The sequence below is a fragment of the Gilliamella sp. X-60 genome (assembly GCF_057063585.1).
The window spans coordinates 1-18,181 of record NZ_JBXSQJ010000026.1; the positions used below are offsets into that span (position 1 = coordinate 1).

General features: G+C 35.4%; 12 protein-coding genes and 1 pseudogene. 4 read left to right on the forward strand and 9 right to left on the reverse strand.

The features are described 5' to 3' along the window. The 8 genes and pseudogenes from ACYIAM_RS11455 to tssB all read right to left on the reverse strand — a co-directional run. Window positions 1-328, reverse strand: a pseudogene (locus ACYIAM_RS11455) (hypothetical protein); the annotation flags it as partial. 31 nt (window positions 329-359) lie between these two features. Further along, window positions 360-3,182 carry a type VI secretion system ATPase TssH gene (gene tssH, locus ACYIAM_RS11460; RefSeq protein ID WP_483748352.1) on the reverse strand — a complete coding sequence of 941 codons (2,823 nt, stop codon included), beginning with the start codon at window positions 3,180-3,182 and terminating at the stop codon, window positions 360-362. A gap of 77 nt (window positions 3,183-3,259) precedes the next feature. Beyond that, the gene (locus tag ACYIAM_RS11465) at window positions 3,260-3,748 is read right to left on the reverse strand and encodes an Hcp family type VI secretion system effector (protein WP_065590676.1); all 489 of its coding nucleotides are present in this window, start codon (window positions 3,746-3,748) and stop codon (window positions 3,260-3,262) included. 36 nt (window positions 3,749-3,784) lie between these two features. After that, window positions 3,785-5,545 (reverse strand): OmpA family protein, encoded by a 1,761-nt coding sequence (locus ACYIAM_RS11470; RefSeq protein WP_483748353.1) that lies wholly within the window; start codon window positions 5,543-5,545, stop codon window positions 3,785-3,787. Between the two features lie 10 nt (window positions 5,546-5,555). Beyond that, window positions 5,556-6,221, reverse strand: coding sequence for a type VI secretion system protein TssL, short form (gene tssL / locus ACYIAM_RS11475; protein ID WP_483748354.1), 666 nt, complete (start codon window positions 6,219-6,221; stop codon window positions 5,556-5,558). A 10-nt stretch (window positions 6,222-6,231) separates the two neighbouring features. Beyond that, on the reverse strand, window positions 6,232-7,584 hold the full coding sequence (gene tssK, locus ACYIAM_RS11480) for a type VI secretion system baseplate subunit TssK (RefSeq protein WP_483748355.1): 1,353 nt from the start codon (window positions 7,582-7,584) through the stop codon (window positions 6,232-6,234). Window positions 7,585-7,611: 27 nt separating this feature from the next. Beyond that, window positions 7,612-9,144, reverse strand: a complete 1,533-nt coding sequence (gene tssC / locus ACYIAM_RS11485) for a type VI secretion system contractile sheath large subunit (RefSeq protein ID WP_065637773.1) — start codon at window positions 9,142-9,144, stop codon at window positions 7,612-7,614. 51 nt (window positions 9,145-9,195) lie between these two features. Beyond that, window positions 9,196-9,696 (reverse strand): type VI secretion system contractile sheath small subunit, encoded by a 501-nt coding sequence (tssB, locus tag ACYIAM_RS11490; protein WP_174796785.1) that lies wholly within the window; start codon window positions 9,694-9,696, stop codon window positions 9,196-9,198. A gap of 607 nt (window positions 9,697-10,303) precedes the next feature. On the opposite strand from tssB, the gene ubiU reads away from it, so the two are divergent. The 4 genes from ubiU to csdE all read left to right on the forward strand — a co-directional run bounded on the left by ubiU (window position 10,304) and on the right by csdE (window position 13,980). Continuing rightward, the gene (gene ubiU, locus ACYIAM_RS11495; protein WP_483748356.1) at window positions 10,304-11,299 is read left to right on the forward strand and encodes a ubiquinone anaerobic biosynthesis protein UbiU; all 996 of its coding nucleotides are present in this window, start codon (window positions 10,304-10,306) and stop codon (window positions 11,297-11,299) included. Between the two features lie 158 nt (window positions 11,300-11,457). Beyond that, complete coding sequence (locus ACYIAM_RS11500) at window positions 11,458-12,336, forward strand: U32 family peptidase (protein WP_483748357.1); 879 nt, start codon at window positions 11,458-11,460, stop codon at window positions 12,334-12,336. Next, window positions 12,293-13,516, forward strand: coding sequence for a cysteine desulfurase CsdA (csdA, locus tag ACYIAM_RS11505; RefSeq protein WP_483748358.1), 1,224 nt, complete (start codon window positions 12,293-12,295; stop codon window positions 13,514-13,516). Before ACYIAM_RS11500 ends, csdA begins: the two co-directional genes overlap by 44 nt. A 68-nt stretch (window positions 13,517-13,584) precedes the next feature. Further along, window positions 13,585-13,980, forward strand: a complete 396-nt coding sequence (gene csdE / locus ACYIAM_RS11510) for a cysteine desulfurase sulfur acceptor subunit CsdE (protein ID WP_483748359.1) — start codon at window positions 13,585-13,587, stop codon at window positions 13,978-13,980. A 269-nt stretch (window positions 13,981-14,249) separates the two neighbouring features. On the opposite strand, the gene ACYIAM_RS11515 is transcribed toward csdE, so the two are convergent. After that, window positions 14,250-17,960, reverse strand: a complete 3,711-nt coding sequence (locus ACYIAM_RS11515) for a DEAD/DEAH box helicase (protein ID WP_483748360.1) — start codon at window positions 17,958-17,960, stop codon at window positions 14,250-14,252. Window positions 17,961-18,181 lie beyond the last annotated feature (221 nt).

The window sequence follows — 18,181 nt, forward strand, 5'->3', positions numbered from 1 at the left end:
TGCGTTTATTCGTCAACGTGGGTGAATCACTTAATGAGCGGATAGCGGAAGTTAATGGTTTATTGATAACCGGATTAAAAGAGAAGGTCGATTTTTGGTTAAGAAAGGCATCAGGCGATAAGGTTTTGTCAGTACTAGTAAAGGAGATAACATAACGCCAAGGCTGGTTTAACGACTCATCACCGTCGACATGCAAAACCGACATCGGCGCTTCCAGCCCGTCAACCGTTAAGGTATAGCGATTATGACTAACGCCATCTAAGCCTGCCATTAAATCGCTAAACCCGTCACCGAGTTGCCCCAAAAGACGATGAAGTTCGTTTGACATGTTGTTCTCCTATTTATTTGTGTATATTTTTTTACTCTGTATGACTAGTTGTTTCTTTTGTTGTTTGTTTTTTATTACTGTTTTTTTCCTCTGTTTTTGATACTTTTGAAGATGTTTTTTTTACTGTTGTTGCCTTTTTAGCTTTTGTTGGCGCTGTTTTACTATTTTTTGTTACCCATTCAAGTACAATGCCATCTGTTTCACTAAAGTCGAGTTGTAACGCTAATGATTGATTGTTTTGACTATTAACCTGCTGTAGTAACAAGTTAGAAACTACTGGTAAGATTTGTTGATTTAAAATACTATCGATATTACGAGCACCTGTATCTGGCAATAAGCAAGCTGAAACTAAGGTATTGCAAAGTTTTTGGCCAACATTAAACTCAATTTTGTAATGTTTTTGTAATCGAGAGGCGACTTTATTTAATTTCATTTCAACAATTTTGCGCAGTGCAACATCATCTAATGGTTTATAAATGACAGTTTGAAAACGCGCTAATAATGCTGGTTGAAAGTGTTCACGTATAATAGGGCGCAATAATTCTTGCTGTGTTGCAATATCAGCATTTGGCATTTCATCAAATAATGCCATTAATTCATCGCTGCCTAGGTTAGAAGTCATTAATATTAAGGTATTACGGAAATCAATTTCACGCCCTTCACCATCTCGCATAAAACCACGATCGAATACTTGATAAAATAGATTCAATACATCGCGATGTGCTTTTTCGACTTCATCCAATAATACAACGCTATATGGGCGTTTACGGACGGCTTCAGTCAATATTCCACCCTGACCATAACCCACATATCCAGGTGGTGATCCTTTGAGTTGTGATACGGTATGAGCTTCTTGATACTCTGACATATTAATGGTGATCAAAGATTGTTCGCCACCGAAGAGCGTATCAGCTAAAGCTAAAGCTGTTTCGGTTTTACCTACACCAGATGGTCCGACTAATAAGAATACTCCCATCGGCGCATCTTCTGAGGTTAGTCCCGTTTTTGCAGCACGGATCCGTTTAGCGATGTCAAAAAGCGCGTTATCTTGACCGACAACACGTAAGCGCAAATCATCTTCTAACATAAGCAAATGGCTTTGTTCATCTTTTAATAGACTTTCTAATGGCACTCCGGTCCAATCGGCAATAATTGAAGAGACCATTCGGCTATCAACATCAAGTGACAATAAAGGTAAACTTTTTTGTAGTTCACTTAATTTTTGCTGTGTTGCAATCAGTTGCTTTTGAATTTTTTTATCTTGTTTTAGTGTTAATTTTTGTCGTAACTCAATTAGTGTTTCAACAAGTTTTTTCTCTTTTTCAAATTGTATTTGTTGATTGGTTAATTGTTCTTGTAGTTCGCCTAGTTGTAAATCGATTTCCCCCATACGATCTGTTGATAGCTGTTCTCCTAACACTAAATCAGCTTCTATTGCTTCTTGTTCTATTGTCAATGAGGCAATTTTGGCTTCAAGCAACGTGATTGATTCAGGAATTGTATCTAGCCCCATGCGAACCCGAGCTGAAGCAGTATCAAGCAGATCAACGGCTTTATCTGGCAGTTGACGACCACTGATATAACGTCGAGAAAGCGAAACTGCTGTTTTAACAGCTTCGTCCAGTATATGTACACCATGGTGTTTTGCGTATCGTGATTTTAAACCACGTAACATAAGACAGGCTTTTTCGTCATCAGGCTCATCAACTTTAACAATTTGAAAACGACGCTCTAACGCAGCATCTTTTTCAAAATATTGTTTGTATTCAGACCATGTTGTAGCAGCAATTGTACGTAATTCACCCCTAGCTAGCGCCGGTTTTAATAAATTTGCTGCATCAGCCCCACCGGCTGAATTACCTGCACCAATAATGGTGTGCGCCTCATCAATAAAAAGTAATATTGGGTTCGGTGATTGTTGCACAGCCTCAATCACATTTTTTAATCTTTGTTCAAATTCACCTTTTACGCCAGCACCAGCTTGTAGTAAGCCAAGATCAAGCATTAATATGCTAACTTTTTCAAGGTTCTTAGGCACGTTGCCTTCTGCAATACGTAGTGCCAGCCCTTCAACTAATGCCGTTTTACCTACGCCGGGTTCCCCCACTAAGATTGGGTTATTTTTGCGACGACGAGATAAAATATCGATCATTTGTCTTATTTCACTATCGCGACCAAATACAGGATCAATTTTACCTGTTTTCGCTTTTTCGGTAATATCTTCAGTAAATCGACTAAGCGCTGCTTGATAATGTTTTTGTTGCACAGCTTGTTGTTGGTTATTCTTCGTATCAGCTGTTTGCGAATCCTGATTAGTATCAATCTTTGATTGGGATGTGCTATCGATACCATTATTTGAAGGATAGCTGTATTGATTTACTGGGCTTTCATCTGATGTTTCATTTAATTGAGTGCGCATTTTTTGTAATGACACAACGGATAAGCTAAGCAATTGCCATGTATCTTGTGCTTTTAAGCAATGAGGCATCTCTTGTAGCACTTGTAAAATATGTACTGAACGAATAACATCTTCTTGATCTTCAAGTGAAGCCTTTAACCATGCTGATTGTAATACCGCAATCAACGATGACGATAAACTAGGTTTTGTATTAATTGTGTGTGGTAAAATGTCTAAATAATTCAATAATCCTTGCCAGACTTTGTCCATATCTAGTTGGTAATGTCTTGCAATAAATGAAATATCACCTGCGCCTTGTTCTAATAATTTTAATAACCAATGTTCAAGTGTAATTTCTGGATGTGCTCTCGTTTGACATAATTCTGCCGCAGCTTCAAGTGCTCTTGCACAATATGGATTGAGTCGCCTTAATAAAACAGAAGGATCGGCAATCATTACTATTCCTTTCGTTATGTTATTGTTTATAAAAAAATGTTGATTCTGCCGTAATGGCAGAATCAACAAAAACCACATTAGGCTCTACTTTCAACCCAGCTATCTGAGTGAATGATGTTGCCATCTTTATAAGTCCAAGTGATTTTTTCGTAACGTAGTTCAATACGCTCTAAATGATTGTATTGTTCTTTTGTTGGATCTTTAATATTGTGCATTTCAGGTTTAATAGAAACAATTTTTACGTTATCCATTAATGTATTGAAATATTCAATTTCCTGACCTGCATCATTAATTTTGTACCATTTGATTTCAACAGACTTTAAGTTTTGGCCTGTAGTTACAGCTTTGTAAAGATAAGGTGATGAAGCATCAACTTCTTTAACAAATTCAAGTGCTTTATGAACGCGAGTTCCGGTTAATTTACCTGTATTACCATCGGTTGGAATGTAAACTTTGTGATCAAATTCAACCACTTCAACACTACCTTCACGTCCTACTACAGTTACAGAACCTTTAATTTCTGCACCACCATCGTCTTTTAAAAACATATACGCTGGAACTGCCATTGTTTTTACTCCTTTTTTGATTTTTATTAAACACTCTTAGTTTTCATTTGCCAAAATACAATTTGACATTTGAGGAACTAAGCTAATTTCTACTCGCCGGTTTTGTGCACGACCTTCCAGAGTGTCGTTACTAACTAGCGGTTTTTTTGCTCCATACCCTTGTATTGCAAAACAGGTTTCAGGGATATCACTGGCTTTTATAATCCAGTTTCGTACAGCTGTTGCACGCTCAAGTGATAATTGAATATTTTTATTTTCATCACCAGTGGAGTCAGTATGCCCTGCAACTAAAATAAGCCACCCTGTGCCGTGGTTAGCATTTATTTGTTTTTTCATTTCAACTAACGCATTGACTAATATTTTGGTTGAATCTGATTTTAAGCTTGATTGACCACTTTCAAATAATGCTAAACTATCTAGACGAATCACGGACGGTGCATCTTTTACGATAACTTTTTCTTCTTTAATAATAATTTTTTCTGGCTCTGGTGGTTTAGCAACATAATCACTCATAGAGACATTTAAAGGCTCAAGTAATTGCTGTCCATGATAAAGCCCCATACCTAAACGAACAGGTTCCCCCTGAGCTAAATATTGATTTAACATTGTTCTATCGCCTTTAAGTAACTCAAGTGCTTGTCGCTTTTCTTCATAACTGTCCATCGAAATTAAATGGTAATGCCGAATATCATTTTGTATTTGATCAGAAAGTTTAATATTGTTCCAAAAAGATGCGCCTAAACACCCCATAATAAATATGGATGTGATCGTAATTAATCCACAGGCCATTGTGGCAATAGGCGAAAATGGGTAAGCTATTGGCATAAATTTAATTAAGGAATCGGGCGGACTTACATTATCTTCAATTTTATGGTTATTTGGCAGTGGTAAAGTCGTGATACTTTCCCATTGTTTTTGCATAATATTGTTATTTACAATAGATTGATTTATAGGATAAATCGCTATCCCTGTTGGATTACATTTTGCAATAGGCTGTTTTGGATCAATTAATGTTGATAACACGACTTGTTCAATCCAAGATTGTGTTTCGTTTAGCAATGGTCTTAATCGTAATCGTCTTTCCCGTTCGCTTGAAGGCGTTTTAATATCATTAACCCAATTGTTTAAAGGCGATAAATAACGATCAAGCAGAAATAATTTGTGATCGACTAATTGAAACCAGTAAACAGGTAATGGATTTTGTTCATCATAAATTAAATTATTTAGACCAATATGTGTCGATAAGTAAACAGGCAGTTGATATTTTGCAATGCGACATGTATCTGCCCATGATTGACGAAATGCCTGCAATTTAGCAATGAACAATCCTTGTTTATCCTCAAGTTCAGGCGTTAAAGCAAGAAATATGCCTACCCGCCCTATCATATCTGGCCATTTTGCGATTAATGAATCATAAACAATAGGTAAATGAGAATACTCTTCAACATAGATCCATACCGCTTCGGATGAAACAACAATATTCGATTCTGCTATGGATAGATCCTCAGGAAAAAAGTCTTTTGCTGCACTACCAGTTACCAATAAGATAGGTAACCGATAACGTTGCCTTGCCGGTAATAAATCAAGCTTTTGAGTTAAAAAGTCAATATTTGTTGTTGATAAAGCAAGCATTCGCCGATAGCGTTGCATTCGCCATAGCAACCCACCTGCAATAACTAAAACTAAAACCGTACCAATAATTTTCCAACCGACTGCTATTGGTAAAAAAACAAATAGTAACAATAAACTTAATATAGCAGCATAAATGATTTGAATTCGTTTAGGGTAATCGCTCATAAATTCCCCTTTAACCTACAATTTTTTTAATCAACGTATCAAGTCGATAATCTAATAAAAAGTAAAGAACAATAACCAACAAAACGGATAGCGCAGTACAAGATAACAGCATCGTTTTGCGCCCTAAATAACGATAAGTTTTGGTTTGTTCAATAATAGGATGAGATTGTTCTGGCTCGTACTCTCGTACAGCTTCACGCAGGGCTAAAACCAAGTGTTCCCTTTCCATTTGAGGTTTATCAAGATAGCACCCTTGAAAGCCAAGCCCAAGCACTCTGTCAAAGCAACTTAATACTAATGGATCTTTTTTATCTGCTTTTAAGCGTCCGCGAATTTTTTCAAATAAATCATAACCAGCATTATGTGTATTAAAAAAAATGACTTGTAATGGTGCGCCTAACCACTCATCATAATTTTGTTTTTCGGGGTTATCACGATGGCAAAGTAATACTGTTTCATCTAATAATGCACATAGGGCATAACTTATATCATCAATCACATCTTGACTATATTGCGCCTTATATAACGTCTCACGAACGGTCGTCACTTGCTGTTTACAAAGTTCATATAATTTATGTCCTGATGGAATATTCGCTTTCGCTTTTAATTGGACAACAACTAATATTGAATCCCGTAATAATTCATCAATGACTATTGTTTGTGGTTCTATACTCATAATCTTGACCTTATGATCGCAAAACTGCGAAAAGTTCTAGTGAAATATCTGGCATTGCTCTTGGTACATAAAACTCACAACATCGAGTTTGCAACATATTTTTTGCAGCACTATGCGATAGATCCAGTGCAAAATATTGATTTTCTAAACGCATAGGTATTGCTGCTGGAACATGGCTAAGCGCTTTTATTGGGATCCCCGATAATGCTGAATGTATAATTTGCCTTACATCATCTGGTGCACCGGCTTTACATAATATTGGAAACTGAGACTGTAATTGATGTCCGGGCATACTTGAACGTACAGAGAGATAAAAATCAGCATCTTCAACAAGACGAGAATCGTTTAAGCGACCTGTCCATAATGTATCTTTATTATGTACTAAATCAATTTTAATCACTCGAGATGGTAAGCTTTCTTCTAACAAATTACGCACTAATCCAAATAATGGTGGAAACACTTCATTAAGGTTGGTGTGTTGATAAGCTGGAATTTTATCAACATCATTTGCTAATGAAAACGTTAACAATGCACCTGTTAATGCCGTTAAGGTTTGGTAAAGGTTTTCTGGGTGAATAGTTGGATTATCACGTAAAAATTTGAGTTGAGGCTCAAATGTGTTTAGTGCATTTAAAAGCCAAAATAGGGATACATCAGCTATTGCAAATTCAGCCATTTGTTCGTTACGTTCATGTCTCATGCCCATTAAACGTTGACGTTTAGCTTGTATTTGGATACATAATAATTCTAACTCTTTTATTAATGTTCCACTTTGAGTGAATAAATTAATTAGTGGAGGAAGATATTCAAAATCAAGTACAAAACGACCATTTAGATCGCGCTTAAGGCATGCAATTGGACATGTTAAATAATCACTATGATCTTCAAAATCAAATAAAAAAGTTAACGCATAACGCTCAACAGCAATTGTTTCAGCATTTTGTCCAAATAGATCTACCACTTCCATCCATTCTTGTCGATAGCGAAGCGGTCTTTCAAGTTGTTGATTGTCTTGTAGACAGTTACCTCCATTAGCTTGTAGCAATGGTATCCCAACAAATACAATGACTTCTTCACGCTCAGGTGGAACATCTGTATTTAGTGTTCTAGCTTCCGGTAATTTATCGGCCGTATCAGTATTAATTAGCACGCCATCAGGAAAGCGAATACTAATAGATTCTGCCTGCAAGCGATCGATTGTCAGCGCTTGCGTATCTATGACTAATTTTTCAATACCCCATGGGTTAGCTACTGCCATAGCAGCTAACTTTTGAGAGGAAAACTGTTGCCATAACGCCTGTTGCTGAAATTGTTGAGGTGTCAAAAAGACACCTTCATTCCATAAAGGACGAAAAATTTTCATGAATCCTACCACCCAGATTTTTTGATATTAAGCTTTAGCTTTTGGCATTTGTGATACCATCGATAAATTAATATCCATTCCTTCAACCTGGAAATGTGGGATTAAAAATGTTTTAACACGGAAGAATCCTGGGTTATCCTCAATATCTTCAACAATAACTTTTGCTTCTCGTAATGGATGAGATGCTTGAACTTCGTCACTAGGATCAGTCATTTCAGTCACAAGATTGCTAATCCATTTATTTAACTCAAGTTCAAGAACTCGACGATCTTTTGTTGTTCCAATATTTTCTCGCTGAATTACTTTTAAATAATGAGCAATACGTGATAATAAGAAGATATATGGTAAGCGAGCATTAATACGGCTATTTGCTGTTGCTTCTTTTGTATCATATAGCGCTGGTTTTTGTGCCGAATTTGCAGAGAAGAAACAAGCATAATCTCTATTTTTATAGAAAGAGAGCGGTATAAAACCTAAATTAGCAAATTCAAATTCACGTGTTTCTGGGATAAGAACTTCAGTTGGGATCTTAACTTGGTTACCTGTACCTAAATCGTAAAGATGGATAGGTAAATCTTCGACAAGTCCTCCAGCTTGTGGACCTCGAATTTGTACACACCAACCATTACGAATAAAACTTTGTACCATGTTAGCTGCAAAAGCATACGAAGCGTTAGCCCATAAATAACGACTATGTTCAATACCTTTAACATCTTCAATATAGTTAAAACTACGGACAGGTACTGTGTCAGGACCATAAGGTAAACGAGCTAATACTCTTGGTAATGTTAAGCCAACATAACGTGAATCATCCGTTTCGCGGAAACTGTTCCATTTTGTATATTCAGCTCGATCAAAATAATTTGCAATGTCTTTAATTGCAGCAACTTCTTCCATGGTTTCTTTACCAAAGAATTTTGGACCAACAGAACCAACAAATGGCATATGTGCCGCAGCTGCAACTTTTGAAATATTACGTAATAAAGCAATATCTTGTGGACCACGATCAAACTCATAATTCGAGATAGTTACACCTATAGGTTCTCCACCCGGTGTATCATATTCTTGAATATAAGTATGACGATAAAAACCTGTTTGAATGATTTCTGGTGCATCTTCAAAATCTTGGCGAAGATCTTCTTTTGAAGCATCTAATAATTCAATTTTTACGTTGCGTCGAAAATCAGTACGATCCACTAAAAATTTTAAACCACGCCATGTCGCTTCAATTTCTTGGAACGTTTCGTTATGCATAATCGCATCTAATTGTCGGCTCAGTTTTTGGTCGATTTGGCTAATATGGTAATCCAATAAATGTTTGTCTAGTTTTTCAACTTTTTGAGATGAGCTTTGAATCAATTTAAGTAAAATATCAACAGCCATCGTGACACGTTCATCTTGTGAGGACTCAAATAATACATCATTATCTTCGTATTTATCGATCTCACCAGCTTTTTGGATTGGATTTAAATTTATTTTATTAAATAAAGATTGGTAAACACTACCATTATCTTCTAAAACGGTTTGGCTAACACTTTTTTGTTCTGTTTTTTCGTTCATTGCTTTTTTCCTTATTGTTCATCAATAACGATATAATTTATTAAAAAACACTTATTTTGTGTTTTTAGATACAATTGATTCTAATTCTGCACGAAGCTCATCAGATAATTGTTCATCTTTAACAATTTTCTCTAGTTCGTAACGAAATGTAGCGTTGTCTAGTAAGTTAGATTTCAAATCTCTTAATAAATTACGCATAGCAAGCAAAGAACGAAGCTGAGGAATGTTTCTTGCAACTTGTTCAGGTTTAAAATCATTCATTGATTCAAAAGCAAGTTCTACACTAATATCGCTACCATCATCAGCAAGAGTATTTGGTACACTAATCTTGGCAGAAGGTCTAAATTCTTTTAATACTGCATCAAAATTATTTTTATTAATGGATACTTTCTCTTTTTCTGAAAGTGGACGTTTGTCTTTACCACGACCATAATCACCAATAGATAAAATTTTTAAAGGTAACTCAACTTTCTTTTGGGCCCCACCAGTATGAAGATCTAGTTGAATATTAACACGAGCAGGAGGTACTTCGTTTTGATAGCTATTTGACATATTTGATTCCTTATGAAACACGAATAAATTGATAATTTCTTAAATAATATAAATAGATAATCTTTATGATATAATAAATTATTCTAATTTTCTACAAATTTTAATAAAATTCCAAGTACTATTAATATCTTATCAATAAAAACCTAGATATTTTGATCATTAAAATAGTGTAAAAAATTGATAAATAATGAATTAATTTTTTTCAATGATCATATTTTTAAGGATATTGCCTAGTGTAAAAAAAAAAGCAAATGACAAAGATTTTTTATTCTTTTTTTATATTTTTTATTCACATTATAAATATTACCATATATCTTATTTTTGTGCTTAACCAGAGTTTTATTTATACTGATCATAAAACATACAATTAGATATGGTATAAAATATTTCCCAAAAATGCCGTTCCAAGCGTAACAAATGTAATCGCTTGTACTGCGATTTTTACCAGTCATTGTTATTCATATAATTTGTAGGAATTACTGTTTATACAATAAACCAAGCATCTGATGTTTTTTTAGCTAACACTATCGCTTTCTATTCGCATTACACTCGGAATTATTGCATAATACACAACGTATAAATTACCGAAATTAAGTTAGGAATAATTATGGAACTTCTTTGTCCAGCAGGGTCTTTACCGTCACTAAAAGTGGCTATTGATAACGGTGCTGATGCTGTTTATATTGGTTTGAAAGATGATACCAATGCCCGTCATTTTGCTGGTTTAAATTTTAATGAAAAGCGATTGTTAGAAGCTTCAGATTATGTACATAAACGCGGTAAAAAATTACATATTGCCATTAATACTTTTGCTCATCCCGAAAATTTTCAGCGTTGGCAATATGCGGTTGATACAGCAGCAAATATTGGCGCCGATGCGTTAATTATTGCTGATCTTGCCATGCTTGATTATGCGGCTGAAAAGTACCCTGATCTTGAGCGTCATGTTTCTGTGCAAGCGTCTTCAACCAATGAAGAATCGATTAAATTTTACTATAACAATTTTCAGGTACATCGTATTGTGTTACCGCGTGTACTTTCGATGCATCAAGTCAAACAGCTATCACAAGTTTCCCCTGTTCCACTTGAAGTATTTGCTTTCGGTAGCCTGTGCATTATGGCGGAAGGACGCTGTTATTTATCATCCTATTTAACCGGTGAATCGCCCAATACCGTTGGAGCTTGTTCGCCAGCAAAATTTGTTCGCTGGGAAGAGACAGAAAAAGGGCTTGAGTCACGACTCAATAATGTGTTAATTGATTGCCATAAAAAAGGCGAAAATGCGGGTTACCCAACGCTATGCAAAGGGCGTTATTTTGTTGGCGATAAGCTTTATCATCCAATCGAGGAGCCAACCAGCTTAAATACTATTGAGTTATTACCTGAACTATTTGCTGCTAATATTGCCTCGGTTAAAATTGAGGGGCGTCAGCGTAGCCCTGCTTATGTTGAACAAGTGACCAAAGTATGGCGACAAGCCATCGATCGCTATAAAGCCAATCCGCAATCATTCCAAACAGAAAAAAGCTGGATGGATACGCTTGGCTCTGTTTCAGAGGGAACACAGACAACATTAGGCGCTTATCACCGTAAATGGCAATAACTTAATTTGTCTATTAAAACAAATAATTAAAAAATATACATTTTAAATGTAATATTTCGCTTTTTATATCTTCTGTTTTTTGTAAATAAATACAGGCGATAAGGTATTATGTTTAATAATTTAATTCATCTAATATAAACAATATTGTGAGCAAAACTATGAAATACGCATTAGGACCAGTACTTTATTATTGGCCTAAAACCACAACAGAAGCGTTTTATCATGCTGCCAAAGAGAGTGCAGCAGATGTTATTTATATGGGCGAAACGGTGTGTACCAAACGCCGTGAAATGAAAGTTGTCAATTGGCTTGAACTGGCAAAAGAAATTGCTAAATCGGGTAAACAAGTGGTACTTTCAACCCTAGCGTTACTTGAAGCACCATCAGAATTAAATGATTTACGACAATTAGTCAATAACGGCGATTTTTTAGTCGAAGCAAATGATTTAGCTGCCATTAATATTGCGCAAGAGCATAAATTACCATTTGTTGCAGGCCCCGCTATTAACTGTTATAACGCATTAACTTTAAAATTATTACAAAAACAAGGGATGGTGCGTTGGTGTATGCCGGTTGAGCTTTCTCGTGATTGGTTAACCAATGTACTTAATCAATTTGAAAATTTAAATATTAAGCGAAATTTTGAAGTTGAAGTCTTTAGCTACGGTTATTTACCTTTAGCTTATTCAGCGCGTTGTTTTACCGCTAGATCAGAAGACAAGCCTAAAGATAAATGTGAAACATGTTGCATTAACTATCCCGTTGGGCGTGAAGTGTTCTCGCAAGAACAGCAAAAAGTATTTGTGCTAAACGGTATTCAGACTCAAAGTGGTTATTGTTATAACTTAGGCAATAATCTCAAAGAGATGAAAGGATTAGTGGATATTGTTAGAATTTCACCACTTGGTCTTGAAACACTTGATATTGTCAAGCAGTTCAAAGCTAACGAAGATGGATTAAACCCACTACAAATTGAACATAAACGAGATTGTAATGGTTACTGGAATGGTATTGCCGGACTTGAACTTACCCAATAAGCATTTTGTACCTGAGCAATTTAGGGCGGATTTTCCTGCGCTTAATAGTGAAAGCGTATATCTTGATTCGGCAGCAACCGCACTTAAACCACAAGTGATGATTGATGCAACGCTTGCTTACTATTTAGAAAATACCGCAACAACCCAGCGTAGTTTGTATAATACCGCCCTGCAAGTCACCGCAACAATTGATAAAGCAAGACAAAATGTTGCTGATTTAATTCATGCCAACAATAGTACTGAAATTATCTGGACACGAGGAGCAACTGAATCGATTAACTTAGTCGCACAAAGCTATGCTCACCCGTTGCTACAACCTGATGATGAAATTATTGTGAGTGAATTAGAGCATCATAGCAATTTATTACCTTGGCTAATTGTTGCAAAACAAACGGGGGCTAAAGTCATAAAATGGTCATCAGATATTGATGAATTATCATCGCTACTGTCAACAAAAACCAAAATTGTTGCAATAACCCAAATGTCAAACGTCACTGGATTTTGCCCTGATTTAGCGACAATTAGCCACATTGTTCATCAACATAATGCTATTTTAGTTGTTGATGGTGCTCAAGGTATTGTTCACCATGCGCTTGATGTTCAGCAATTAAATATCGATTTTTATGCTTTTTCTGCCCATAAATTGTATGGACCAACGGGTCTTGGTGTTTTATATGGTAAGCAGGTTTTACTTGAGCAAATGTCGGTTTGGCATGGTGGCGGTAAAATGTTAAAAAGTGCCTCATTTGATGATTTTATTCAAGAAGATCTCCCCTATAAATTTGAAGCAGGCACCCCCAATATTGCAGGCATTCTTGGCTTTAACGCAACACTTGAATGGTTAAAAAGTTGGGATAATAAGCAAGCAGAGAACTACACAAAGCAACTCGCTGACTACGTAAAATCACAACTAAACAAATTTGCGGATATTCAATTTTATAGTGTGGATAGTAGCCCGATTATTACATTTAATATCAATGATATTCATCATAATGATATTGCTATCTTATTAAGTGAACAAAATATTGCGATCCGCACTGGTGAGCTTTGTGCCCAGCCTTTGATGAATAAATTAGGTTGCCACGGAGCGGTTCGTGTTTCATTGATGCCATATAATAATCAGCAAGATGTGGATCAATTTATTTCAGAGTTGCAAAATGCAATTGAAATATTAGTGTGATTTTATACTAAAACGTATAGTTTCCTGAAACTTTTTTACAAACAGTTAACCGTAAATAGGTCAATATTATGCTATCACAGCAAAGCTTAACCGAATTATTTGCAAAGCAACGTACTTGGCAAGATCGCTATCGACAGTTGGTAATGCTAGCAAAGCAATTGCCTGATTTTCCTGGCGAGCAAAAAACAGAGCAGAACCAAGTCAATGGCTGCGAAAATCGAGTTTGGCTTAGTTATCACAAGCAGGCCGATAATACTTATATTTTTAGTGGCGATAGCGAAGGGCGAATTGTGAAAGGGTTATTAGCCATTTTAATCATCATTGCTAATCACAAAACAGCACAAGAAATTGCAGCTATCGATTTTCAATCCCTATTAAGTCAGTTAAAAATTTCCGATGAGCTAAGCCAATCACGTTTGCAAGGGCTTGCTAAATTAATTGAGCGCATAAAATCAATCAGATAAGTTTTGATAATCTTTATTTAACATGATGTGTGAGTTAATTTATAACCCTGAAGAGTAACAGAAGGGAATCAAACAGTAAAAAAATTGAATCCAAATTAAGCTTTAGAATTAACCAAAAAATTAGATGACATACCGCACCCCTGAAAATTTAAAAATATTGCGATGATAATTACCATCGCACCAAGCCACATTATTTGAGAATTTATAATATAATGTCATCAAACATAAATAGGGAGATGACTAACAGTTAAATTTTTATTTATCGATAATTATTTCACTGGTAAATACTGCGCCATTATTCGACAATGTCCTACTCCTGACCAAGAAGCATAAGAGCCAATAACATAAAAGTTCTGTTTAGCTCTTGATGCCGCAACGTTAATAATATTAGGTGTACCAGCCGCCCATAGACGCGCTCCATTATGTTTATTTTCTGGAGCTCCAAGCACTAATATCACGCTATCTGCTTCCCGCCCTTGAACTGTATGAATAGTTCCGATTCGGTCAATGATCCATTGATTTAAATTAATATTAAGTTTTTCAAAAAGGTCTTTTTCTTTTCTTAAACAGTTTCTTAATTCGTTAGCCACTATCTTGAATGGCGTAATAATAAATAAATCGGGCTCGGTAATGCCTTGATGGGCAATTTTATTTAAAAGCTCAATCACTATTTTTCCCTCATCAGGACACCATTTTGTATCCGCTTGACCATTTAAATCAAACCAACAAGAAGAACCCAATATATTACCAATCACGCCTGGTTGATGGTGCCCTGCTGCATAAACCATTTGCCCATCATAAGCAATATGATTAGAAATGCTAAACATTGGCTCACAACAGCGTCGATGCACTAATAATGGGATCCCGACATTACGTCCTCCTGTATCATTCCTAAAAGAAGATTGGTAACTAGAAGCTCTATCAGCTAGTGTTTGAACAGAAGCATCAGGTGCGCTCCAAAGTGTTTTATTTACGTTAAAAAATCGACATATCTCTTCGTTTAAACGTAATGGAATAGAAGTAACGGGCGGAATTTGTAATGGATCACCAACAACAATGGTTCTTTTGGCACGAGCTATAGCACCCACAGCAGCTTGGGGTAATGCTTGTCCTGCTTCATCAATTAATAACCAGCCAATTGAATCTTGATTTAGATCTCCCATCATACGTTCAAAAGAAGCAAATGTTGTTGATATAACAGGCACGGCAAGAAACAGCGTTGACCATAAATCAGATAAAAATTGTTTTTTGTCTTGTTCTTTTAGCGCACCAGGCATCATAAAAATACTTAAATTATGTAGGATTTTTTGAGCACTAGCATTTATAAAGGCTTTGTGAAGATCCATAGCTAGCATGAACAGTCGCTCTCGTTTTTTATGTAATTCATTTGGTAACCAAGGGGAATTTAGATTATAAAGCTGATGATCAGCAAAAAAAGTTTTATCCTCAATAAGACGATTACCGAGTTTAGTGCGATAAGAATCAATATATTGGTTCAATCGCGCTAGCTCATTTTGTTGTTTAATTTGGGATTGTTGTATATTCGATTGTTTTTGTTCTAATTTTTGTTTTTCAGATAAAAGTTGTTCTACAACAGCTTGCGCATTTAGAAAAAGTTTTTTTCTAGAGTATGATGATTGTTGTAATTCTTTATGTTTATGTAACCATTGCATCCAAGCCTGAGTACGAAATAAACGAGCAAACAATCCCGGCTTTTTTTTCTTACTTAGGTTCTCAATATGTTGGGATTTCTCATACAATGCTTCATAAGACTGATATTCTGCTTGTTGCTGCGCTAATTGTAAATCTAGTTCTTGTTTCTTTTGTTGATAATTTTGTTGAACAGTATATTGTTCAGTAACTTTCTGACTAATTTTTTGCTTATTTAAACAAGCTTGTCGTAGTTGTTCTAATGTCTTTAATGCAGCTTCAATTTCTGATTTAAGTTTCAAGAATTCATTTTTTTTTGCTTGCCATAAGCTTACGGCTTGTTGAAGTGTTGTCGCTGGTCGCTCTATTGAAACAATTTCTGGTATTTTACGGGCAATAACGTTGCCTTGCTCATCTGTAATCTCTTTTGTAACATCATCACCTTTAGCAGCTTTTAAATAAATGCGAAAACCATACTCTTCATTCCACCAAAATGTTTTTTGAAAAATTGTCCGATTTTTGCTATTGCCAAGCACAGCAGCCATCATGCCCCAAGTTTCATTCAATGGTAAATTTGAATTGTCGGTTTGCTTATTATCATCAATCGATAAATTATAAACATGATTACTTATTGCACTAAAATAGTTAAATTCATCAACCGAATAACCAATAGCTTTACTTGCTGGTAACTCTTTACTGATGTTTTCGACTGCTTTATTATTACTTGAAGCCACAACTATTTCATGCCCTTTTAAGCAAGTATCTAGTTGATAAAGCTGATAAAATCCTTTTCCTGCGGGAATTTTACCTCCGACAGGTATAAAAGCTTTCTCGGGTTCATCAAAAGCACACATTGCCAGAGCACGATCAACAACAGCCGAAGCCACAATGTCCCTTAGCAATGTCGTTTTACCCGTTCCAGGAGGGCCATTTACAGCAATAATGCCACCATTATCCCTCAATTCCATTCTTGTTAAATTAACAGCCGCTTGTTGTAAAGTGACCAACGGATGTCCACCTGGCGAAGGCCAACGGGATAAACTTATATTCTTTGGAGCCAAAACTTTTTCTAAAAGAACGTGATTAGTCAACAAATCATTCACATTTTTTATTTCTGTTATACCCAAATAGGCTTTAATTCCTTTATTAACTGTTTTGTTTTCTACTTGTTGAGCGATTTTAAGCAGATCATTAAAATAGAATGAATTTAATAGTGGTAGTTCTGGCGGCGTTTTCGCTTTGAAATGGTGGTACGTACGAATAATATACTCAGGTGGCTGAACAAGATGATCGGGTAGTTCAAACTGATTAACCAACCAATAAAAAGCATTAATGATCATTGTTTTATTTAATGGTATCAGTTGACCTTGCTCATTGGTTTTACGTAATAATTTTTGAAGATGCGCCAGAATGGTGCGTTCAATGTTTATCCATTGATTAAGTCCATTTAATTGTTTATTTAACGTTAAAGGTAAAGCCCAAGCAAAACTAGAAATTGCAATACCGTTTTCTTCTAATAAAACACCATTATTATCGACCAGTAATGAACCGATAACAGCGTGTTCTGTAGTTCTTTGGTTTAGTTCTTCATCTCGACCAAATACTTTAATAAGATCTTTGATTGCTTCTGACATAGAAATTGAACCTAAGCACACCTGATAATAGATCTTATAATTAGGTCTGCTTTTTTGCTGCTGTAACCACGGCAAACCCGTATGAGTTGTATTGATAATATTATTACGATCACCATTAGCTAAATCTTCTGGTTTTTTGTAAGTTTGAGGCGCCAAAGCTTCTAACGCACTCCAACTTGAGAGAATCGATAATGGATCGTTGTTTCTATCTATTCTAAGACTATTCACTTGTTCGTTTATTCTTTTTATTTCTGGTAATTGAGAGTAAGTCTGAACTTTATGCATACACTCCGCTATGTGGCTAGATTGCTCGACCGTTTGAGTCGCATGTTGATGATGATTTACATCCACGTCTTTTGAAATAATCTTATTGTCGTTTACTTTTTCTACCTGTACACAACGCTGAAATTGTGAATCTTTTTCTATTGCTTGTTTGTTGTTTATTATCTTCTCACTAAAATGTTGACTATCAGAATTCTGATTGTTCACTTTTTCTTTTAACGGTACAATTTTTTTATTTTTTGACAGATAATCACTTGTTTTTTCTAATAAAATCATAGCTTTCTTGGTTGAACGGCACTCCAATTCCATCACAATCAGATTTAAGATTTCAAGATTATTATTATTTTCTTCGGCAAGATTTTGTAATTGTTCAATGTTATATCTAAAATAGGGTCTGTTATTTTGACGTATCATAATACTATTTAATCCTTATTTTTGCGTCAACAAAGGTACAACTAAGCTAGCACTTTATGGCATATAACCTAAATATGCTTTTATTTTCAGCATACCACATCATAAATTGTTTATTTAGGTAATACAATTTTTTCATATTGTTGTTATCAATACTGTACGTTGCTCCATTTTTGAACAACTTAGTTTACCATCTAACTTTATCCTGTTAAATTAAACCTATC

Coding starts and splice junctions, on each gene's coding strand:
- ACYIAM_RS11470 (WP_483748353.1), bottom strand. CDS start 5,545: ATGAGCGATTACCCTAAACGAATTCAAATCATTTATGCTGCTATATTA.
- tssL (WP_483748354.1), bottom strand. CDS start 6,221: ATGAGTATAGAACCACAAACAATAGTCATTGATGAATTATTACGGGAT.
- ACYIAM_RS11500 (WP_483748357.1), top strand. CDS start 11,458: ATGAAATACGCATTAGGACCAGTACTTTATTATTGGCCTAAAACCACA.
- ACYIAM_RS11515 (WP_483748360.1), bottom strand. CDS start 17,960: ATGATACGTCAAAATAACAGACCCTATTTTAGATATAACATTGAACAA.
- ubiU (WP_483748356.1), top strand. CDS start 10,304: ATGGAACTTCTTTGTCCAGCAGGGTCTTTACCGTCACTAAAAGTGGCT.
- tssB (WP_174796785.1), bottom strand. CDS start 9,696: ATGTCAAATAGCTATCAAAACGAAGTACCTCCTGCTCGTGTTAATATT.
- ACYIAM_RS11465 (WP_065590676.1), bottom strand. CDS start 3,748: ATGGCAGTTCCAGCGTATATGTTTTTAAAAGACGATGGTGGTGCAGAA.
- csdA (WP_483748358.1), top strand. CDS start 12,293: ATGGTTACTGGAATGGTATTGCCGGACTTGAACTTACCCAATAAGCAT.
- tssK (WP_483748355.1), bottom strand. CDS start 7,584: ATGAAAATTTTTCGTCCTTTATGGAATGAAGGTGTCTTTTTGACACCT.
- tssC (WP_065637773.1), bottom strand. CDS start 9,144: ATGAACGAAAAAACAGAACAAAAAAGTGTTAGCCAAACCGTTTTAGAA.
- csdE (WP_483748359.1), top strand. CDS start 13,585: ATGCTATCACAGCAAAGCTTAACCGAATTATTTGCAAAGCAACGTACT.
- tssH (WP_483748352.1), bottom strand. CDS start 3,182: ATGATTGCCGATCCTTCTGTTTTATTAAGGCGACTCAATCCATATTGT.